General features: G+C 60.6%; 18 protein-coding genes and 1 pseudogene. 6 read left to right on the top strand and 13 right to left on the bottom strand.

Annotation, left to right across the window (positions count from 1 at the left end; all coding sequences use genetic code 11):
* The first annotated feature begins 80 nt into the window (after window positions 1–80).
* Window positions 81–383, top strand: a complete 303-nt coding sequence (locus CKW26_RS21650) for a hypothetical protein (RefSeq protein WP_007916505.1) — start codon at window positions 81–83, stop codon at window positions 381–383.
* Window positions 384–495: 112 nt separating this feature from the next.
* Here CKW26_RS21650 and CKW26_RS21655 read toward each other — a convergent pair whose 3' ends face one another.
* The 7 genes from CKW26_RS21655 to CKW26_RS21685 all read right to left on the bottom strand — a co-directional run bounded on the left by CKW26_RS21655 (window position 496) and on the right by CKW26_RS21685 (window position 8,015).
* Window positions 496–2,133, bottom strand: a complete 1,638-nt coding sequence (locus CKW26_RS21655) for a BatD family protein (RefSeq protein WP_095050113.1) — start codon at window positions 2,131–2,133, stop codon at window positions 496–498.
* On the bottom strand, window positions 2,130–3,869 hold the full coding sequence (locus tag CKW26_RS21660) for a tetratricopeptide repeat protein (RefSeq protein ID WP_095050114.1): 1,740 nt from the start codon (window positions 3,867–3,869) through the stop codon (window positions 2,130–2,132). Before CKW26_RS21660 ends, CKW26_RS21655 begins: the two co-directional genes overlap by 4 nt.
* Window positions 3,866–4,945: a VWA domain-containing protein gene (locus CKW26_RS21665; protein WP_095050115.1), complete on the bottom strand. Its 1,080-nt coding sequence runs from the start codon at window positions 4,943–4,945 to the stop codon at window positions 3,866–3,868. Before CKW26_RS21665 ends, CKW26_RS21660 begins: the two co-directional genes overlap by 4 nt.
* Window positions 4,938–5,435 (bottom strand): DUF4381 domain-containing protein, encoded by a 498-nt coding sequence (locus tag CKW26_RS21670; protein ID WP_095050116.1) that lies wholly within the window; start codon window positions 5,433–5,435, stop codon window positions 4,938–4,940. The genes CKW26_RS21665 and CKW26_RS21670 overlap by 8 nt, the downstream gene beginning before the upstream one ends.
* Entirely contained in the window at window positions 5,432–6,376 is a 945-nt protein-coding gene (locus tag CKW26_RS21675) for a DUF58 domain-containing protein (protein WP_095050117.1), read from the bottom strand. The genes CKW26_RS21670 and CKW26_RS21675 overlap by 4 nt, the downstream gene beginning before the upstream one ends.
* A gap of 5 nt (window positions 6,377–6,381) precedes the next feature.
* The gene (locus tag CKW26_RS21680) at window positions 6,382–7,341 is read right to left on the bottom strand and encodes a MoxR family ATPase (protein WP_007913915.1); all 960 of its coding nucleotides are present in this window, start codon (window positions 7,339–7,341) and stop codon (window positions 6,382–6,384) included.
* 320 nt (window positions 7,342–7,661) lie between these two features.
* On the bottom strand, window positions 7,662–8,015 hold the full coding sequence (locus CKW26_RS21685; RefSeq protein ID WP_095050118.1) for a hypothetical protein: 354 nt from the start codon (window positions 8,013–8,015) through the stop codon (window positions 7,662–7,664).
* Window positions 8,016–8,519: 504 nt separating this feature from the next.
* Here CKW26_RS21685 and CKW26_RS21690 point away from each other — a divergent pair.
* Window positions 8,520–13,415, top strand: coding sequence for an NAD-glutamate dehydrogenase (locus tag CKW26_RS21690; RefSeq protein WP_095050119.1), 4,896 nt, complete (start codon window positions 8,520–8,522; stop codon window positions 13,413–13,415).
* A gap of 164 nt (window positions 13,416–13,579) precedes the next feature.
* Here CKW26_RS21690 and CKW26_RS21695 read toward each other — a convergent pair whose 3' ends face one another.
* From CKW26_RS21695 to CKW26_RS21710, 4 genes are all read right to left on the bottom strand, one after another.
* Window positions 13,580–14,293, bottom strand: coding sequence for an ATPase (locus CKW26_RS21695; protein WP_095050120.1), 714 nt, complete (start codon window positions 14,291–14,293; stop codon window positions 13,580–13,582).
* 216 nt (window positions 14,294–14,509) lie between these two features.
* A complete protein-coding gene (locus CKW26_RS21700) occupies window positions 14,510–14,914 on the bottom strand; it encodes a cupin domain-containing protein (protein ID WP_095050121.1) in 405 nt (134 codons plus the stop codon).
* A gap of 226 nt (window positions 14,915–15,140) precedes the next feature.
* Window positions 15,141–15,434 carry a putative quinol monooxygenase gene (locus CKW26_RS21705; RefSeq protein ID WP_008087993.1) on the bottom strand — a complete coding sequence of 98 codons (294 nt, stop codon included), beginning with the start codon at window positions 15,432–15,434 and terminating at the stop codon, window positions 15,141–15,143.
* A 123-nt stretch (window positions 15,435–15,557) separates the two neighbouring features.
* Window positions 15,558–16,991, bottom strand: a complete 1,434-nt coding sequence (locus tag CKW26_RS21710) for a PLP-dependent aminotransferase family protein (RefSeq protein ID WP_095050122.1) — start codon at window positions 16,989–16,991, stop codon at window positions 15,558–15,560.
* 310 nt (window positions 16,992–17,301) lie between these two features.
* Here CKW26_RS21710 and CKW26_RS21715 point away from each other — a divergent pair, with 310 nt between their 5' ends.
* On the top strand, window positions 17,302–17,742 hold the full coding sequence (locus CKW26_RS21715) for a carboxymuconolactone decarboxylase family protein (RefSeq protein WP_095050123.1): 441 nt from the start codon (window positions 17,302–17,304) through the stop codon (window positions 17,740–17,742).
* A gap of 129 nt (window positions 17,743–17,871) precedes the next feature.
* Here the strand turns inward: CKW26_RS21715 and CKW26_RS21720 are convergent, their stop codons facing one another.
* Window positions 17,872–18,186 (bottom strand): hypothetical protein, encoded by a 315-nt coding sequence (locus CKW26_RS21720; RefSeq protein WP_095050124.1) that lies wholly within the window; start codon window positions 18,184–18,186, stop codon window positions 17,872–17,874.
* Window positions 18,187–18,393: 207 nt separating this feature from the next.
* Between CKW26_RS21720 and CKW26_RS21725 the strand changes: the two genes are divergently transcribed.
* From CKW26_RS21725 to CKW26_RS21735, 3 genes are read left to right on the top strand one after another with little or no spacing between them, the layout of a single operon-like run.
* Complete coding sequence (locus tag CKW26_RS21725; protein WP_095050125.1) at window positions 18,394–19,059, top strand: secretin and TonB N-terminal domain-containing protein; 666 nt, start codon at window positions 18,394–18,396, stop codon at window positions 19,057–19,059.
* A complete protein-coding gene (locus CKW26_RS21730) occupies window positions 19,056–19,607 on the top strand; it encodes an RNA polymerase sigma factor (protein WP_095050126.1) in 552 nt (183 codons plus the stop codon). The genes CKW26_RS21725 and CKW26_RS21730 overlap by 4 nt, the downstream gene beginning before the upstream one ends.
* A 31-nt stretch (window positions 19,608–19,638) precedes the next feature.
* Window positions 19,639–20,577: a DUF4880 domain-containing protein gene (locus CKW26_RS21735; protein WP_095050127.1), complete on the top strand. Its 939-nt coding sequence runs from the start codon at window positions 19,639–19,641 to the stop codon at window positions 20,575–20,577.
* 417 nt (window positions 20,578–20,994) lie between these two features.
* Here CKW26_RS21735 and CKW26_RS21740 read toward each other — a convergent pair.
* Window positions 20,995–21,091, bottom strand: a pseudogene (locus CKW26_RS21740) (IS110 family transposase); the annotation flags it as partial.

Consider the following 21,091-nt stretch of genomic DNA (forward strand, 5'->3'; position numbering starts at 1 on the left):
CGTTTAAATAAACGTGGTCTGTCCCTGAGGGATCTTAGAAGAGGGGATGATTGGAACAATCAATTTCCGGAGGTGAGAGAGTGATTGCTGAAGATTTTGAACTTGTGACAGCCATTTTTCAGCTGGTTGAGGCCGGAATTGTTCACGGTTATGACGCCTTTCGATACCGCGTTGAATGGGGGGGTAACTATATGGAGGCAGACCTCGCCGTTGAAAAAAATGGCTCAGAAATCTGGGACGCTGAAACTGATTTCAACCATTCGAAAATCTATGCGCTTGTAGAAAAATTACACGAGCATGCAGTCGCTCGCGGTGAGCCCTGGAAGGCATTTGTTCTCTCCTATCGCGAAGGCGAACAAGTGAAAACGAAATTCGACTATTGATTCCGATTGTCTTCAGCCTTTTATCCCTAAAGCAAAATCGAAAGATCGCAGCCTTTGGCAGCGCCTACACATACCCTCTGTAGGAGTTGCCGAAGGCTGCGATCTTTTGCTTTTACTTCGGATAAAGCGGCGGCAACCCGCTGTCACCCACCGGATCCTGTACCCGTTCCGCCGCCGGAATCGTGCGGATCGCCCGCCACAAATCCTCACCCTGCCAGTGCTGTCCCGTCTCGCTGTACAGCGCTCCATTCAACCCATCCAGCGCATCCGACAACGGCACAAACCGCGCTGCCATGTCCGCCAGTGTCTCCGGCTGCTGCCGCGCCCACGCATCCAGCGCCTGCCGCGTCGCCTGCGGATCATTCGCCTGACTCGCTCGCTTGATGTCATCCATCAAAGTGCGCGGGCTCGGGCCGGTTTGTGCGGCGCGGTGCACCGCCGGTTGCCAGCGCGCGCGCCACCACAGGCCGAAGCCGAGGAGGGTGGTGCAGGCGAGGATCAGGGTGCTGAGTTTCCACCACCACAACACGTCGTTATCGACGGCGCTCACTTGCAGGTTGCCGGCCGGGGTGTCGACTTGCAGGCTCGGGTTGTTGGCCACTTGCAGCGTGCGCGCGGGCAGGCTGCTGTGTTCCAGGTGATCTTCGAAGGTGTTCCACCAAACCACGTCCACCGTCGGCAATTCGATGGCGCCGCTGCGACTTGGCACCAGCGCTTCGCGTTCTTCGCGGCTGCCGACGATGCCCCGGTCGGTGCTTTGGTTGCTCAGCACCGGTTGATCGGGGTAGCGGCGCAGGCCGTTGACGTCGGTGGCGGGCAGCGCCGGCAGTTGCGAGGCGGCCAGGCCTTCGACTTTCAATGTCAGGCTGCGGGTCAGGGAATCGCCAACCTGAGTGTGTTCCGGTTCCGGGTTCCAGCTTTCGCTGAGGCTCAGACTGCGCGCGGGCAGCCACGGCGCATCGACCGGATAGGTCAGGGGTTTGGGTTTGACCGTCAGGGGGATTTCAGCAGAACTGACGCGCATCAGTTTGCCCGGCTTTGGCCCCTGCGCATTGGCGTCCTGAGACGGCTGCGTGTCGACCAGTGTGGCGCTGAAGGTCTGCGGCGCGATGGTCAGCAAACCGCTGTGCTGCGGGTAGATCGCATAGCGCATTTCGATCACGCCATGGCGCACACCGTTGAGGTCTTTTTCGTAGGTACGCGTGTCGCCAAGCTGTTCGATGCGCGCATCGGCGATTTGCAGCGGCGTCAGGCTGCTGTCGTCGTACAGCGACACCGAGTGGTAGATGCGCAACGTCAGGATCGCCTGCGCCTGCACATACACGCTGGACTGATCGAGGCTGGCCTCGATGAACACCGGATCAAGGCTGTTCTGGTTCTCGCGGGTGTCGCTTTCGACCACTTGCACGGTAATCGGCTGGCTCTGCGCGTCGCCCAGTTGCAGCGGCGGGATCACTACGCTGCCGTTCTCCTTCGGTAGTAGGGTGATGATCCAGCGCGTGGTTGCGCGGTTGTCGCCATTTAGGGTGTTGAGCTGGTTGACCTGCCGCGTGCCGCGCACTTCGAACAACGCTTCCAGTGCGGTCAAATCGGGTTTGCCGAACTGGGTGACGTCGCTGGTTTCGAGGGTGAGTTCGACCGTCTCGCCGGAGTTCAGGCGACTGCGATCCACACTGGCGGTCAGCTCGGCCGCCTGGGCGGTGGCCGTGCAGAGCAGCAGGGGCAGCAAGAGAGCGGTGAAGCGGGTCATCGAGTGTTTTCCTGATCCTGATGTTGTTGCTGTTCGTACCAGAATTTGCGTCGCAGCAGTTCGCCCGGATCATCCGGGATCTTGCCCAGCCATTGTTCCAGTGCCTGGCGTTGCTCGCCTTCGAGGTTGTCTTCACTCGGGCGCAGCGTCGGCACGGTGTCCGTTTGTTCTTCCTCATCGCTGCCCGGCACTTCGTTCGGGCCTGGCTGCGGCGGCGTGGTCGGTGGCGGTTCGCTGGCCGATTCGCTCGGTTGCGCTTCGCTCTGGGTTTCACTTTTTACCGCCGGTGGCGGCGTGGTCGCGGGCGCTGGTTCGTCGCCCGGCAGACTTTGCTGCTCGCTTGGCTTGGTGTCCGGCTCGGCGGGCGGGGGGGCGTTTTTCTGCTTGAGCAGATTTTCCACCAGCGACTTGTTGGTCTGCGCCGGGCGTAAATCCGGTTGCTGTTCCAGTGCCTGCTCATAGGCGTCGATTGCCGCTTCCAGCTCACCGCTTTTCGCCAAGGCGTTGCCACGATTGTAGTGGGCGCGGGCATCGCTGCCTTCGGCGAAGCGCTGGGCGGCGCCACTGTAGTCGCCGGCCTCGTACAACGCCACCCCTTGCCATTGGTGATCGTCAAAATGCTGCGCGGCTTCGGCCGGGCGCTTCTGTTTGAGCAGGTGCAGGCCCTGTTGATCAGGGCGCAGCCACAAATCCTCAAAGTCAAAAGCGTAGCTCGGCTGTGGCAAGCAAAACAGCAACGGCAGGCAGAACAACCAGCCACGCCGCCCGGCACACGCCGCGAGCAGCAACAGCGGCAACAGCAGCCAGTAACCTTGATCGGCCCAGGTATCGAGGCGCACGGTCTGGCCGTCGTCGCGCAGACTGCGTGGACCGTTGAGCAGGCCGAGCGCGCCAAGATCCGCTTCGTCGAGGCGAGCAGGGTGGTATTCGCCGCCCACGCTGTTGAGGAAAGCGCTCAGGCCCGGACTGTCGAGTTGCGGCACGCGGATCGCGCCTTGTTCGTCCTTGAGGAAACTGCCGTCCTCTTGGGCGATTGGCGCACCTTCGGCGGTGCCGACGCCGAGCATCAGCAGTTGTGCCGACTCACCGTTGAGGGCGCGGCGAATGCCTTGGCGCTCTTCTTCATCGAGCGACGAGCCGATCAGCAGAATCCGCCCCTGACCGAGCGCGCCTTGTTTGAGCAAGGCCAGCGCTTTGCTCACGGCGAGATCGGCACGATGGCCGCTTTCCGGCATCAGTGATGGCTTGAGCGCATCGAGCAGATTGCGGCTGGTCGCCAGGTCATCCGACAGCGGCACCAGCGTGTGTGCGCTGCCGGCGTAGACGACGATGGCGGTCTGCGCATCGCTGCGCGCCTGCAACAGGTCGAACAGCTTGCGCCGGGCCTGTTCCAGTCGCGTCGGCGGCGAGTCGGTGGCGAGCATTTCCGGGGTCAGTTCCAGTACCACCACCAACGGATCGGCGGGTTTCTGGCTGGTCTGTTCGACGCGCTCCCAACTCGGTCCGAGCAGCGCCAGAACCGTCAGCAGCCATGCCACGCCGAGGGCGATCCACGGCAGTTTGCTGTCGCGACCGTTACCGCCGCTGAGCAGGGTGGCATGAAACGCCGGCGGCAAAATCATCTGCCAGCGCCCGGCACGTTTCTGCCGGTGCCAGAGTTGCCAGATCAGCCAGCCGAGCAGCGGCAGCAGCAGCAACCACCACGGACGGAACCAGTGCGGCCAGAGCGCGATCATCGGCGCCTCCGCAGACGCAAGCGCTTAAGGCGCTCACGCCAGTCAGGCAGCGGACTTTGCAGATACAGCTCCTTGGTGAACAGGCGTTGCAGCGGGTTGTCCGGCCACAATTCACGCGCGACCAGCAACAGGCTCAACCACAGCGCCAGCGCCAGAGGCCAGTGATACAAGGCTTGTGCCGGGCGGGCCTGGGTCGGTTGTTGGGTCACGGGTTCGAGTTGGTCCAAGGTATCTTTGATTGCTTGCAGTTCTTTGCCGTCGTGGGCACGGAAATACTGGCCACCGGTGACTTCGGCGATGGCTTTGAGCGCCGGCTCGTCGAGATCCAGACTCGGATTGACGCCGAGCAGGCCGGTCGAACCGCTGTCCTCAGGGTTGGCGCCAATCCCGATTGGATAGATTTTTACGCCTTCGCTCGCAGCGAGTTTTGCCGCCGTCAGCGGATCGATCTCGCCGCCGTTGTTGGCGCCATCAGTGACCAGAATCAGCACACGGCTTTGCGCCGGACGCAGGCGCAGGCGTTTCAATGCCAGACCGATGGCATCACCGATGGCGGTGTTCTTGCCGGCAATGCCGATGCGCGCTTCGTCGAGCCAGACGCGCACGGTGTGGCGATCAAAGGTCAGCGGCGCTTGCAGATAGGCTTGGCTGCCGAAGAGGATCAGGCCGACACGGTCGCCATCGCGACTTTCGAGGAAATCACCGAGCAGATGTTGCACCAGCGTCAGCCGACTGACTTCTTCGTCCTGCCACTGCATATCCGGGAAATCCATCGAACCGGACACGTCCACCGCCACCAGCAGATCACGCCCACTGGCAGCAATCGGCAGCGGTTCGCCGAGCCATTGCGGGCGGGCGGCGGCGGTCAGCAGTAACAGCCACAAGAGCATGAACGGCGCCTGTTGACGCCACGCGGGCAGGTTGGCGCGAGCGCGACGGCGGGCGAGGCCTTCCAGATCGGCGAGGAAACTGACTTTCAGCGCGGGCTCGCCGCTGTCGGCCACTGGCAGCACCAGACGCATCAGCCACGGCAGCGGCACCAGCACAAAGATCCACGGCCAGGCGAACTCAAACATGTTTGCGAATCCATGTATCGACCGCTTGGGTCAGGCCGGCGATGGCTTTGTCATCGAGTTTGCACTCCGGTTTATAGGCGCCTTCGACCAGCACCATCCAACGGGTGAGGCCCGCCGCCGGGCAACGGTTGTCGAGAAAGGCCAGCCATTTACGCCCATTGAGGGTGTGGCTCTGGCTGTAGGGATAGTGGTTGCGGCACAGGCGTTTGAGCAGGCCGTTGAGTTGTTGCAACCACGCCCCGGCCGGAGCACCGTCGTAGGGTTTGGGCATTTGCGCCAGTTCGGCGAGGGCGGCAATGCGCACTGGGTCGAGCGGCTGTTCGGCGCGGACAATCGGGCGTTTTTTCATCGGAATGAAACGGCGCAGACGCCAAACGGCGAAACCCAGCAGCGGCAACAACAGAAGCAGCAGCCACCAGCCCGGCGCCGGCGGCCAGAAGGCAATCGGTGGCGGCGAGATCAGCGGTTGCAGTTGTTCGAGGCCGTTCATCGACCTTTCCCCGGACGCTGCGGATTGAGGAATTCGCGCATTTGCTCGACCATTTCGCTTTGCGTGCTCAGCGGCATCAGCAGCACCCGCAATTTTTGCGCGAGCAATTCCCAGCGCGCGATGCGTGCTTCGGCCTGGGCGCGATAGGTCTGGCGCAGGTCGAAATTCAGCGTATCGAGTTCGAGTTGCGCGCCGCGTTCGGCGAATCGGAGAAGACCGGCGGCGGGCAGGGCGTGATCGAGGGGATCGGACAGCGGCAGCATCAGCAAATCACAATGGCGCGAGAGCAGGCTCAATTGTTGTTCAGCGCTGTCGGACAACGCGCGCTCGTCGCAGATGACGATCACCAGACTGCCCGGGCGCAGCACTTCGCGGGCACGGCGCAGCGCCACGCCAAACGCATCGCGATCCGGCTCGCGCTCGCTGTGCAGCGACTGGTTGACCTTGACCAGACGGTTGAGCAGTTGCAGCAGGCTCTGTTTGCTGCGTCGAGGCTTGATTTCGTAGTGCTCGTTGTCGCCGAACACCAGCCCGCCAACGCGGTCGTTATGGCCGAGCGCGGCCCAGCCGATCAGCGCCGCTACTTGCGCTGCCAGTACCGATTTGAACATCAGCCCCGAGCCGAAAAACAGCCGTGTGCTTTGCTCGACCATGATGAAAATCGGTCGTTCGCGTTCTTCATGGAACAGCTTGGTGTGCGGCTCTTGGGTACGCGCCGTCACGCGCCAGTCGATGGTGCGTACGTCGTCGCCGGCCTGATAGACGCGCACCTGATCGAAGTCGACGCCACGGCCACGGAATTTCGAGTGATGCAGGCCGATCAGCGGGCTGCGCTGGCTCGGCGTGGAAAACAGCTGCACTTCACGCACGCGGTGGCGCATCTCGATCAGCTCGGCGAGGCTGACGCGGATGCCCGGTTCGGACGGCAGGGTGGCGTTCATGGGGGTCAAGCGACGGCTACGACGTCGAGAATCCGCTGCACCACCCGATCCTGATCGATGCCGGCGGCTTCGGCTTCAAACGACAAAATGATGCGGTGACGCAACACATCGAACAGCACCGCTTGAATGTCTTCCGGGCTGACGAAGTCGCGACCGGCCAGCCAGGCGTGAGCGCGGGCACAGCGGTCGAGAGCAATCGAGCCGCGCGGGCTGGCGCCGTAGGCGATCCACTCGGCCATTTCCGGGTCGAACTTGGCCGGGTTGCGCGTGGCCATGACCAGTTGCACGAGGTATTCCTCCACGGCGTCGGCCATGTACAGACCGAGGATTTCCTTGCGCGCGGCGAAGATCGCCTGTTGGCTGACGCGGCGTTCGGGTTTGGTTTCACCGTTCAACGCTTCGCCACGGGCCTGTTGCAGGATGCGGCGTTCGACGGCAGCGTCCGGGAAACCGATTTTCACGTGCATCAGAAAACGGTCGAGCTGTGCTTCCGGCAGCGGATACGTGCCTTCCTGCTCGATCGGGTTTTGCGTGGCCATTACCAGAAACAGCGGCGACAACTCGTAAGTGCTGCGACCGACACTGACCTGACGCTCGGCCATGGCTTCGAGCAGCGCCGATTGCACTTTGGCCGGGGCACGGTTGATTTCGTCCGCCAGCACCAGGTTGTGGAAGATCGGCCCTTGCTGGAACACGAAACTGCCGGTTTCCGGGCGATAGATTTCGGTGCCGGTGATGTCGGCCGGCAGCAGGTCAGGGGTGAACTGAATGCGATGGAACTGGGCTTCGATGCCCTCGGCGAGTTCTTTGATCGCTTTGGTCTTGGCCAGACCCGGAGCTCCCTCGACCAGCATGTGGCCGTCGGCGAGCAGGGCGATGAGCAAACGCTCGATGAGTTTTTCCTGGCCGAGAATCTGCGTTGAAAGAAAGGTTCGCAGCGCCAGCAGCGCTTCACGATGTTCCATCGGTGACTGTTCCTGGAAAGGGGTGGCCACAGGCGTCCGGATAACGCCAGGGCTGGGGGCGTTACTTTAATCCATCGCGGGGGGTGGCGACTAACGGCATTTTGTAGAAAAAGGCAAAAGATCGCAGCCTGCGGCAGCTCCTACAGGTGATTGCATTCCAATGTAGGAGCTGCCGCAGGCTGCGATCTTTTGGCTGTCTGTGAAGGCCTCATTGCTGGCAAGCCAGCTCCCACAGGGACCGATGTGTTGCATAGATCGCGTTCACACCGCTGATACTTGTGGGAGCTGGCTTGCCAGCGATGAGGCCAGTCTGGACGCCATCAAACTTCGTTAATGAAGGTACCCGTCCCATCAAGGATATTCGTCAAGGTCTCGACAACCTCATCCAGATCAACCATGTCCGGGTTAAAGCTGATCTCCAGCACATCATCCCCGTTCAGCGCATCGGCATCCGCCGCCGCAATCTCGATCTTCAACAGATTCGAACTCAGGGTGACTTTCACCCCGTCCAGCGTCGAAGGTTCGCCATCCAGAGTGATCTCCAGCTCATCCTCATCCGGGTAGCGGCTCATCAGGAACATGTCGCCCTTGTCGCTGTGGCAGCAGAGCATTGCCATGTTGTCTTCTTCGTCATCGCACGGGTTGACGATCAGTAGGGCGGTGGTCATTTGCATGGTCAATTCCTGCCTCGAGGGGCGTGTTGGTCGCTAATGGGCGCGATTCTGCCAGTCCTCGGGAATTTCTGCATGTGAGAGTGTCAGAGGATGTGTCGTGAACGCGACATGGATCAATGGTCATTTCTGGCACGCATGTACCGTAAAAACGGGCATTCAGACCGGCGTTTTCCGCCACGACTGCTAGTGTTTACCGGTGCCAGACCCTCGGTTTACGTGCCAATGACCGAATATGTCGCAGCACCGCAAGCAGACACATTGTCGCACCCTTTAAGCTGCGCAACGGATGAGCACCCGTAAAGGCATTGTCGGCACCGCTGGCAGTCGCTTTTGCAGATGCTCATTCTATGGAAGGTGAATGTGACCTGAGTGTCCCGTCCAGCTTCACCCACCTGTCCCCCTGTTTCCTCTGCCCGAGAATCAGGAACAGGGCGACACAAGCCCCGAAAGGGGTGTTGCACGCGACGCTTTCCATCAATAACAAGCTTAAGCGGAGTACCACAGATGGCGTTCTTCACCGCAGCCAGCAAAGCCGACTTCCAGCACCAACTGCAAGCGGCACTGGCGCAGCACATCAGTGAACAGGCACTGCCACAAGTGGCGCTGTTCGCTGAACAATTCTTCGGCATCATTTCTTTGGACGAGCTGACTCAACGTCGCCTCTCCGACCTCGCTGGCTGTACTCTTTCCGCGTGGCGCCTGCTTGAGCGCTTCGATCACGCGCAACCGCAAGTGCGCGTCTACAACCCTGATTACGAGCGTCATGGCTGGCAGTCGACCCACACCGCGGTCGAAGTCCTGCACCACGACCTGCCATTTCTGGTCGACTCGGTTCGTACTGAACTGAACCGCCGCGGCTACAGTATCCACACCCTGCAAACCACCGTGCTCAGCGTGCGTCGTGGCAGCAAGGGCGAGTTGCTGGAAATCCTGCCGAAAGGCACCCAGGGCGACGGCATTCTGCAAGAGTCGTTGATGTACCTGGAAATCGACCGCTGCGCCAACGCGGCCGAACTGAATGTGCTGAGCAAAGAGCTGGAACAGGTTCTCGGTGAAGTCCGCGTCGCGGTCGCCGATTTCGAGCCGATGAAAGCCAAGGTGCAGGAAATCCTCACCAAACTCGACAACAGCGCCTTCGCCGTCGATGCCGACGAAAAGAACGAAATCAAAAGCTTCCTGGAATGGCTGGTGGGCAACCACTTCACCTTCCTCGGCTATGAAGAATTCGTGGTCACCGATCAGGCCGATGGCGGCCATATCGAGTACGACCAGAACTCCTTCCTCGGCCTGACCAAACTGCTGCGCACCGGCCTGACCTACGAAGACCTGCGCATCGAAGACTACGCCGTTGCCTACCTGCGCGAACCGACCCTGCTGTCGTTCGCCAAGGCTGCGCACCCAAGCCGTGTACACCGTCCGGCTTACCCGGATTACGTGTCGATCCGTGAAATCGACGCCGACGGCAAAGTCATCAAAGAACACCGTTTCATGGGCCTGTACACCTCCTCGGTGTATGGCGAGAGCGTGCGGGTCATCCCGTTCATCCGCCGCAAGGTCGAAGAAATCGAAACGCGCTCCGGCTTCCAGTCCAAGGCTCACCTGGGCAAGGAACTGGCGCAGGTGCTTGAAGTGCTGCCGCGTGATGACCTGTTCCAGACCCCGGTCGACGAACTGTTCACCACCGTGATGTCGATCGTGCAGATCCAGGAACGCAACAAGATCCGCGTGTTCCTGCGCAAAGACCCGTACGGGCGTTTCTGCTACTGCCTGGCCTACGTGCCGCGCGACATCTATTCCACCGAAGTTCGCCAGAAGATCCAGCAAGTGCTGATGGAGCGCCTGAAGGCCTCCGATTGCGAATTCTGGACATTCTTCTCTGAGTCGGTACTGGCGCGCGTGCAGTTGATCCTGCGTGTCGACCCGAAAAACCGTCTCGACATCGACACCGTGCTGCTGGAAAAAGAAGTCGTACAAGCGTGCCGCAGCTGGCAGGACGACTACGCCGCACTGACCGTCGAAAGCTTCGGCGAAGCCCACGGCACCAACGTACTGGCGGACTTCCCGAAAGGCTTCCCGGCCGGCTACCGCGAGCGTTTCGCTGCGCATTCGGCCGTGGTCGACATGCAGCACCTGCTGAGCCTCAACGAAAAAAATCCGCTGGTGATGAGCTTCTATCAGCCGCTCGGTCAGGTCTCCGGCCAGCGCGAGCTGCATTGCAAGCTGTACCACGCCGACACGCCGCTGGCGCTGTCCGACGTCTTGCCGATCCTGGAAAACCTCGGCCTGCGCGTACTGGGCGAATTCCCGTACCGTCTGCGTCACACCAATGGCCGCGAGTTCTGGATCCACGACTTCGCGTTCACTGCCGCTGAAGGCCTCGACCTCGACATCCAGCAACTCAACGACACCCTGCAGGACGCGTTCGTCCACATCGTTCGCGGCGACGCCGAAAACGATGCGTTCAACCGTCTGGTACTGACCGCCGGCCTGCCATGGCGCGACGTCGCGCTGCTGCGTGCTTACGCGCGTTACCTGAAGCAGATTCGTCTGGGCTTCGACCTGGGTTACATCGCCAGCACCCTGAACAACCACACCGACATCGCTCGCGAACTGACCCGGTTGTTCAAGACCCGCTTCTATCTGGCGCGCAAACTCAGCGACGACGATCTGGAAGACAAGCAACTGCGTCTGGAACAAGCGATTCTGACCGCACTGGACGACGTCCAGGTGCTCAACGAAGACCGCATCCTGCGTCGTTACCTCGACCTGATCAAAGCCACCCTGCGGACCAACTTCTATCAGACTGACGCCAACGGCCAGAACAAGTCGTACTTCAGCTTCAAGTTCAACCCGCACGCGATCCCTGAACTGCCGAAGCCAGTGCCGAAGTTCGAAATCTTCGTCTACTCGCCACGCGTTGAAGGCGTGCACCTGCGCTTCGGTAACGTCGCTCGTGGTGGTCTGCGCTGGTCCGACCGTGAAGAAGACTTCCGTACCGAAGTCCTCGGCCTGGTAAAAGCCCAGCAAGTGAAGAACTCGGTCATCGTGCCAGTGGGTGCGAAGGGCGGCTTCCTGCCGCGTCGCCTGCCACTGGGCGGCAGCCGTGACGAGATCGCGGCCGAGGGCATCGCCTGCTACCGCATCTTCATCTCGGGTCTGTTGGACATCACCGACAACCTGAAAGACGGCGCGCTGGTACCGCCGGCCAACGTCGTGCGTCATGACGACGATGACCCGTACCTGGTAGTAGCAGCGGACAAGGGCACTGCGACCTTCTCCGACATCGCCAACGGCATCGCCATCGACTACGGCTTCTGGCTGGGTGACGCGTTTGCGTCCGGTGGTTCGGCCGGTTACGACCACAAGAAAATGGGCATTACCGCCAAAGGCGCGTGGGTTGGCGTACAACGCCACTTCCGCGAGCGCGGCATCAATGTTCAGGAAGACAGCATCACTGTGGTCGGTGTCGGCGATATGGCCGGTGACGTGTTCGGTAACGGCCTGTTGATGTCCGACAAGCTGCAACTGGTTGCCGCGTTTAACCACATGCACATCTTCATCGACCCGAACCCGAACCCGGCGACCAGCTTCGTCGAGCGTCAGCGCATGTTCGACCTGCCGCGTTCGGCCTGGACCGACTACGACACCAGCATCATGTCCGAAGGTGGCGGTATCTTCTCGCGCAGCGCGAAGAGCATCGCGATCTCCCCGCAGATGCAGGAACGCTTCGACATCAAGGCTGACAAGCTGACCCCGACCGAACTGCTGAACGCCTTGCTCAAGGCACCGGTGGATCTGCTGTGGAACGGCGGTATCGGTACTTATGTGAAAGCGAGCACCGAGAGCCACGCCGATGTCGGCGACAAGGCCAACGATGCACTGCGCGTGAACGGCAACGAGCTGCGCTGCAAAGTCGTGGGTGAGGGCGGTAACCTCGGCATGACCCAACTGGGTCGAGTGGAGTTTGGTCTGAATGGCGGCGGTTCCAACACCGACTTCATCGACAACGCCGGTGGCGTGGACTGCTCCGACCACGAAGTGAACATCAAGATCCTGCTGAACGAAGTGGTTCAGGCCGGTGACATGACCGATAAGCAACGCAACCAGTTGCTGGCGAGCATGACCGACGAAGTCGGCAACCTGGTGCTGGGCAACAACTACAAGCAGACTCAGGCCCTGTCCCTGGCGGCGCGCCGTGCCTACGAACGCATCGCTGAGTACAAGCGTCTGATGGGTGATCTGGAAGGCCGTGGCAAGCTGGACCGTGCCATCGAGTTCCTGCCGACCGAAGAGCAGATCAACGAGCGCATTGCCGAAGGCCACGGTCTGACCCGTCCTGAGCTGTCGGTACTGATCTCGTACAGCAAGATCGACCTCAAAGAGCAGCTGTTGGGCTCCTTGGTGCCGGACGACGACTACCTGACCCGCGACATGGAAACGGCGTTCCCGCCGACCCTGGTCAGCAAGTTCTCCGAAGCCATGCGTCGTCACCGTCTGAAGCGCGAGATCGTCAGCACCCAGATCGCCAACGACCTGGTCAACCACATGGGCATCACCTTCGTTCAACGACTCAAAGAGTCGACCGGCATGAGCCCGGCGAATGTGGCCGGTGCTTACGTGATCGTGCGTGACATCTTCCACCTCCCGCACTGGTTCCGTCAGATCGAAGCGCTGGACTACCAAGTCAGCGCTGACGTGCAGTTGGAGCTGATGGACGAGCTGATGCGTCTGGGTCGCCGCGCTACGCGCTGGTTCCTGCGTGCCCGTCGCAACGAGCAGAACGCTGCCCGTGACACCGCGCACTTCGGTCCGCACCTGAAAGAGCTGGGTTTGAAGCTCGACGAACTGCTGAGCGGCGAAATCCGCGAAAACTGGCAGGCGCGTTATCAGGCTTACGTCGAAGCCGGTGTGCCGGAGTTGCTGGCGCGTATGGTGGCGGGCACCTCGCACCTGTACACCTTGCTGCCGATCATCGAAGCGTCCGACGTGACTGGCCAGAACCCTGCTGAAGTGGCCAAGGCTTACTTCGCCGTGGGCAGTGCGCTGGACATCACCTGGTACCTGCAACAGATCAGCGCGCTGCCGGTTGAAAACAACTGGCAAGCCCTGGCCCGTGAAGCGTTCCGTGATGACGTCGACTGGCAGCAACGGGCGATCACCATCTCCGTCCTGCAACAGGGCGACGGCACTCAAGACGTGGAAGCACGTCTGGCGCTGTGGATGGAACAGCACGAAAGCATGATCTCGCGCTGGCGCGCCATGCTGGTGGAAATCCGCGCGGCAAGCGGCACGGACTACGCCATGTATGCAGTGGCGAACCGTGAACTGCTGGACCTGGCGTTGAGTGGGCAAGCGGTCGTGCCTGCGGCTGCTGCGAATGCCGAGCTTGAATTGGCATAAGTAAGCGCTGAATGAAAAAGCCCCGGTATCGTGAGATGCCGGGGCTTTTTTATGTCTGAGGGTTTTTTGGTGGCTGTTATGGCGCCATCGCGAGCAGGCTCACTCCTACAGGGGAGCGCATTCCAACTGTAGGAGTGAGCCTGCTCGCGATGGCGTTCTTTATATCAATACAACTTCTGACTTTGTTTACTATCCAGCATTGACACTTTATCCGCAGGCCTTGCGACCAAATTGTTGAGCGACTGGTCAAACTTCTGCAACGCCCGAACTTGCACATCCTGCTGCTGATTAATATCCGCCACTATCTCTTCCGACCGTTTGAAGTCCGCCCACACTGGCGTCAATTCCCGTGCATCCGAGCCTTTCGCCGTACCGATATAGTTCAGCTGCGCATCATAAAAATCGGCACTGACGTCGGCCTTGATGTCGGAACTGCGCGAAGTGATCAACTGGCTGTGGCTATCGATGATCGCCACCACATCCGGTCTGGCCGCACGCAGACTCTGCATATCCGGATACACCGTCACCGAGCCGAACTGACGCTGCAGCGAGGCGTTGACCCATTCCACCGCCATGTCTGGTTTCGAGCTGGCGACATAGGCGTCGTGGATCGGCTGCACCAGCAGGCTCTGGCCGAAACCGGTGCCGGCGTTGGCTTGATAGTCGCGCAGGTATTCGCGGTTGGTCTGGGTACTTGGGCTGTAGACCACGCCGAGCGATACGCCGGGACCGCTTTTTACCTGAGTGGCGCTACTGCGGCCGGTGGGATGAGGCAGCAGAGTATCGAGAGAGGAAACTGCTTTTGGGGCCGTCGGCACTGAACAGGCAGAGAGGGTTAAAACCGATATCGCCAGTACACTGGTGAACGCAAGTTTCATGGTGTTTCTCCCGTGAAACAACATCAGTCGGAAAGTTTAAAAGTCGTAAATCACGACCGTTAATTCAGACTAAACCCGTCAACCTGACAATTTGCTGAGCTAACAACAGTTGATTAGGTTCATTTGCTGTAACCCGGCGCGGTTAATTGCCCCGGGCAATAAAAAGGCCCAAATCAACGATTTGAGCCTTTTTATTTATGGCTGGTTAAACAGCCATCAGTTTTTCAGCGGGATCAGCACTTGTTCATCCGGGGCCAGCACCATGAACACCAGCAACTTGGCGGGTTTGCTTTGGCTGGCATTTTTCGACACCAGATGCTCGGAGCCGGCGGGTTCGTACCAGAACTGGCCCTTCTTGTAGGTGATCGGTTGTTCGCCCTTCACTTGGGAAATCACTTCACCTTCCAGCACGTAAGCCATCGCCGTGCCGTCGTGTTTGTGGGCGATTGAGGATTGGCCGGGTTTGTAGTCGACCTCGATCATCATGGCTTTTTTGCCGGGAGCGTTTTTCAGCATCTGGTCTTGCAGGACGGTGACTTTTTCCGAGGGATCGTGGGCGAAAACGGCCGAGGTGCAGAGGCTCAGGGCGAGGGCGGCGGCGAAGAAGGGCAGGGCTTTCATGGCGGGTTACCTGTGATGATCGGGGTGTTGCTGATCACAGTAGTCCGCAGGGCGGGGCATTCAAACGGCCAATATTCGGGAAGATCAGGTGACCAATCGGCGGTTATTCAGCGTGTTTGAGTACGCCATCGCTGGCAAGCCAGCTCCCACAGGTTTTGTGTCGTTCATTAAATTATCGAACGACGCTGAACCCTGTGGGAGCTGGCTTGCCAGCGATAGCGTCAGATCAGACGATAGGGAAGCTGTTGAAATCCACACTATTGGCCAGCCGACTATCGATCAAATCAATAAACCCCTGCGCCTCGGGCCGGTTGAAATGCGCCTGCATCGCCGCTTCCGACTGCCAGCGGGCACTGACCGTCCAGCGGTGGCTGTCCTCGGGGCAGCGGTCGACCAGGTAGGAATCGCAGCCCGGCGTTTCGCGCAGGGTTTCGACGATCTTCTGCAGTTGCTTGCCCAGTTCATCCGAGCGGCCGGCGGCAGCCTGCACCTGCACCGTATTGATCACTTCGTTGGACATTGCTCACACTCCTGAATCAGGCCGGACGAATCCTGCTCATTGAGGGATAACGCCTGTGCAGAATAGGCCTGCACCCTGGGATCACCAATAACCAATCGGCGGTTAAATCTTTAGGCCAATCGCTCAGGCGACCTGCTGGAGGATGTCGCGCAGGCGATCCAGAGCGATATCGATGTCCAGGGTTTCGATGGCGCCAAAGCCGAAGTACAGGCCGTTTTTCGGCGTTTGCTGGTAATAGAAACCGTTGATCGCATACAGGCCGACTTCGACCTTTTTCGCCAGTTCGATCACCAGCGGCAGGTCGATCGGCACCTTGCAGAACACCGTCATGTGGAACCCGGCACTCGGCGGCACCGCCTGCAGCCACGGCGAAAGATCGTCGGCCATGCGCGCCAGAATGCGCTCGCGGCGTTGCGCATAAATGGTGTGGCAGCGGCGGATATGCTTGAGCAGGCAACCCTCGGCGATGAACTTGGCCAGCGCCCATTGCGGCAAGGTCGAGGCGTGTAGATCGGTGAGTTGCTTGGCGCGGATCACCGCCTCGAGGATCGCTGGCGGCAGAATCGCATAACCCAGGCGCAGCTCCGGCAGCAGGGTTTTCGAGAAGGTGCCGACGTAGGCGACGATGCCGCGCTGGTCGAGATTGAACAGCGAATCGGTCGGCCGACCTTCGTAGCGAAACTCACTGTCATAGTCGTCCTCGATGATGATCGCGCCCAACTCATGCGCGCGAGCCAACAAGGCTTCGCGGCGTGCGTGGCTCATCGGCATGCCCAGCGGGAACTGGTGCGACGGCGTGACATAGATGAGGCGGGTGCCCTCGGGAATATGTTCAACCTGAATGCCCTCGGCATCCACCGGAATCCCGACCACCTCGGCGCCATGGGTGGCGAACAGCAGACGCGCTGGCGGATAACCGGGATCTTCCATTGCCACCAGACTGCCCGGGCGGATCAGCACACGGGTGATCAGGTCCAGCGCCTGTTGCGCGCCATTGCACACGACGATGTCTTCATCCTGGCAGTTGATGCCCCGGGAAAACGCGATGTGCCGGGCAATCGCATTGCGCAGCGCCGGCAAGCCTTCGGGCAGGCTGTAGAAACCCTTGGACTGCGCCATCTGCCGCATCGCGTGAGACACGCAGCGGCGCCAGTCATCTTGCGGGAACTGGCCCTTGCTGGTGGCGCCGCCGATAAAGTCGTAGCGCAGCGAGCCTTCCAGCGTCGGATGGCGCAGAAACACCGGCAGCTTGCGCCAGCTCTCGATCACCTCGGCGCCGGCCAGTTCGGTGTGGCTCTGTTTGCGCTGGATCTGCGCCGGGCGCGCGTTGACGTAGGTGCCTTTGCCGATCACCCCGGTGAGAAAGTTTTCGTAGGTCAGTTGCGCGTAGGTGTCGGAAATGGTCTTGCGCGAAATCCCCAGTTGCTCGGCGAGCAGACGGCTGGGTGGCAACTGCGTGCCGGCGGCCAGACGCCCGGATTCAATGGCCCCGCGCAGTTGCTGATACAACTGACCGGCAAGATCCTTGCGGCCGTTGATCACGACGTGAAGTTCCATACCGACGAGGCTCCCGGGGCTGTTTGGCGTGCCCGCCAGATTACCGCTGTTGTTTGATTCGCAATAGTTGCCTATCCGAAAAACCCGAAATTGGCCCCAATCCCTGTAGGAGTGAGCCTGCTCGCGATCGCGGTGGCACATCCGACAAAAATGTTGCCTGACACACCGCTATCGCGAGCAGGCTCACTCCTACAGGGATTTGTGCTCGGCTCATGGTGATTGGTGTAGCGGTTTTCCGTGCAATTGGGGCTGTAACTCATCGCTGTCGGCGTTTACGGTGCACTCATTATTCCGTCCACCGAGAACCGCCATGTCCCCGCGCCTGGATTACTACAACGCTTCGCCCAAAGCGATGAAAGCGATGATTGCCATGGAGGCGCTGACCGCCCACCTCAGTATCGAACAGCCGCTGCTGCAATTGATCAGGATCCGCGCTTCGCAGCTCAACGGCTGTGCGTTCTGCACCGACATGCATTCAGTGGATGCGCGACGGGCCGGGGAGAGTGATCGGCGCTTGTATGCGATTGCGGTGTGGCGCGACAGTAATTTCTTCAACCCGCGCGAGCGTGCGGCGCTGGCCTGGGCGGAGGCGGTGACGTTGTTGGCGGAGAGCCGTGTGCCCGATGAGGTGTATCAGCAGGCGCGCGAGCAATTCAGCGAAGGCGAACTGGTCGACCTGACCATGGCCGTGACCACCATCAACAGTTGGAATCGCCTTGCGGTGAGCTTCCGCCAAACCCCAAGCGATTGAACCCGCCCTGATCGTTCCCACGCTCCGCGTGGGAATGCCTCAACGGACGCTCCGCGTTCGGCTCCGGATGGAACGCGGAGCGTCCCGGGCTGCATTCCCACGCGGAGCGTGGGAATGATCGGTGGCGTGTCATTGCGGTGGGCGTTGTGGTTTCACTGATGTGCCAAAGGTATTGCCCATCCGCGTGCTGGTTGCGGCTGGGGTCGCGAGGCCAACCTGATTCGGCGGCCGCTTATTCACCGGCACATTCATCGCCTCTTGATTCTTCTGCGCCGCCGCAGCGCCTTCCGGGTTGTTGCCCATCTGCTGGCTCAAGCAGTCGTAATTCGGCGCCTTGTAGCCGCCGACCGTCACCTCGACACAGCCCAGCGGCTGTTCGGCATAAGCGCTCGACAGCGCCATCAACAACAGTCCGCCAAGGCTCAATCGCCACAGTGTGTTCATGCTCGCCTCCTGGCCGGCCCGACGGGGCCGCGCTATGGCTTGAGTCTAGTGCAAGCCTTGCGCAATTCCCGTGATGGTTTTTTTGCACCGCCCGTCACACCAGATTCATAAACAGCCCTCAGGATGACGATTTCCAAGGATTCGTCAGCCGTGCAGCGAGGCAATTCCACGGACGGTTTTCAGCGTTCAACGAGGCTTGTGCGCCGGATGTGTCTGGGGTGGCTGCTTGGCTGCGCGGCGGGCTACGCCATGGCCGATGCGGTGCCGGCGGACCTGCGCATGACGCTGCACATTCCGGCACAGGATCTGGCGCACGCGCTGGATCAGTACAGCCACGCCACCGGCGTTGCGGTGCTGGTCGACAGTCAGTTGAGTCGCGGTCGCCGCTCGTTGGCGGTGGACGGTGAATACACCGCCGCCGATGCCCTGCGTCGCTTGCTCGGCGGCAGTGGGTTGATGGCGCGTTACGCCCGCGACGATGCGTTTACGTTGCAAGTGGCGCAGGTCGAAGACGTGCCGGCGCCGGCACAAAAACAGACGCCGGAAAGCGTCGCGGTCAACCGCAGTTACGCGACAGCGGTGCAGGCAGCGATCGAGCGCAACCTGTGTCGCTCGCCGCTGACCCGGCCGGGCAGTTATCGCGCGGTGTTGCAGGTGTGGGTCGGCCGCGACGGCTTGGTGCAGCACAACCGGTTGGTCACTTCGACCGGAGATGTACGGCGCGACAATGCGCTGGTGGAAAGTTTTCGCAACCTCAAAATCGACCGGCCGACGCCCAGCGCCTTGCGCCAGCCGGTCACGTTGCTGTTGTTACCGGAGTCGTCAGGGAAACGCATGGAATGCACCAAATGGGAAGGAGTTTCCGGGGGATGAAAGACACCGGACAAGGTTCGATGGTCCAACTGTTCCTGGCCTCCTACGAGGACTTTCGGGTGCGCCTGCGCAGGCGTCTCGGTTCGGAAGATCTGGCCAACGACGTGCTGCACGAAACCTACCTGCGGGTTGACCGCATGGAGACGCCGCCGAACGTCCTGCGGCCCAATGCCTACCTCTATCGCATGGCCCTGAACATCGCCGCCGACCGCCGTCAGGCCGATGCGCGCCTGCTCACCGGCGAGGAAGTTGAAGAGCTGCTGCAAATCGGCGACGAAGCCCTCGACCCGGCGCGAGTGGTCGGTGGGCAAAAGGAAATCCAGTCACTGCTCAGTGCGTTGTACGAGTTGCCCGCACGGCGCCGGAAGATCTTCATCGCGGCGCGTCTGGAAGAGGCGCCGCACCTGGAAATCTCGCAGCGTTTCGGCATTTCCACGCGCATGGTCGAGAAGGAAATCAAAGCCGCGTTAGGCTTCTGCGCTGCGAAGCTGGAAAGAAAAGTGTTTCAGCGGTTCGGTCGCGGGGCCGGAAAACCGTCTTCTGAATAGTGCCCGATCAATTCGTTGAGAATCTGCGCGTTTGAACATCTTTCGACTGACACCTGCCGAGCCATCGGCGGCCAACCCTCTGCACAGCGAAGCCCGCGACTGGCTGGTCCTGCTGACCTCCGGCCGCGCCACCGTGGCCGACGCCCGCGCTCTGCGCGAATGGTGCGCACAGAGTGCCGAGCATGCCCGCGCGTTCGAAGAGGCCAAGCGGTTATGGCAGCAACTGCAACCGGCCGTGGAGCAGATGCAGGCGCCACGCCGTTTCGGTCGACGTACCTTTCTCGGTGGTGCGATTGCTGCTTCGGCGGCGTTTTTGCTGGTGCGCGGGACGATTCCTGGTGGTTTTGAAGGGCTGGGCGCGGACTACATTACTGAAGTCGGCCAGCAGCGGCGTTTTGAACCGGTGCAGGGTGTGAGTCTGGAGCTGAACACTCAGACACGGATCAATCAGCGTGCGGTGTCTGAGGGGGTGCAGGGTTTTGAGTTGGTTAGTGGTGAAGTTGAAGTGCAGACCGCGCGGTTGCCGTTGGCGATGCAGGCTGGGGGAGGGTGGTTGCGTGCGAGTCAGGGGCGTTTCAACCTGCGTAATACTGATCAGCAAGTCTGTGTGACTTGCCTTGATGGTGCGGTTGAGGTGGATGTTGAGGGTCGTAGTCTGCGTCTTGAGCCGGGGCAGCAGGTGACCTACGACGCGCGGCAGGTTGGCAGTGTGCAGAGTGTCGACACGGCGGCGGTGATGAATTGGCGTCAGCAGGTGCTGGTGTTCAACGGCGCAACCCTCAGCCAAATGATCGACGAAATCAACCGCTACCGCCCCGGGATGTTGCTGCTGCTCAACCGCGAACTCGGCCAACGCCGCGTCCAGGCGCGCTTTAGCCTTGATCAGCTCGCCGGCGTTGCGCTGCTGATTCGCGATGCTTATGGCGTTAAATGCACTGAGTTGCCGGGTGGCGTTGTCGTTTTGAGTTAGTGGGTTTGACTGGGTACATATCCGTTGCTGCGGTAAAGGCCGCTTAGGGTTTCGCCCTTACGGCGACTCACTTTTTTTACAAACGCCTAAAAAAAGTAAGCAAAAAAACGCTTGCTCCTACGTGCGGCCCGCTCGCTAAAGCTCGGGGTTCCTTCGCTCCGGGATCCATCCGGGCGCATCGCCTACGGTTTGCTTCGCTGCACCTCCTCTCGATGCATTTGGCTGCGCCAAACGGTCGCTGCGCTCCCACCCCCGGATCAATCCCTCCACTCAGCCTTCCGACGTCGCCCGTGGATCAAGATCAAGATCAAAAGCTGCAGCCGAGCTAACGCTCATCCTGTTGAGTGGGGCGGCTTTGCCGCTTGGGTTGTACGCAAATTATAAACTGTGGGAGATTCTATGGTTGAGGGGAAGCCCTCAACTGACTTTTGTCTGGTATTCGCTTTGCCCTTTCAGCAAGGCGAATACCACCCGAGCAAGTTTGCGAGCCAGCATCACCAACGCCTGCGTGGTG

Origin of the sequence: Pseudomonas sp. Irchel s3h9, assembly GCF_900187475.1 — a bacterium.
Classification (GTDB): Bacteria; Pseudomonadota; Gammaproteobacteria; order Pseudomonadales; family Pseudomonadaceae; genus Aquipseudomonas; species Aquipseudomonas neuropathica.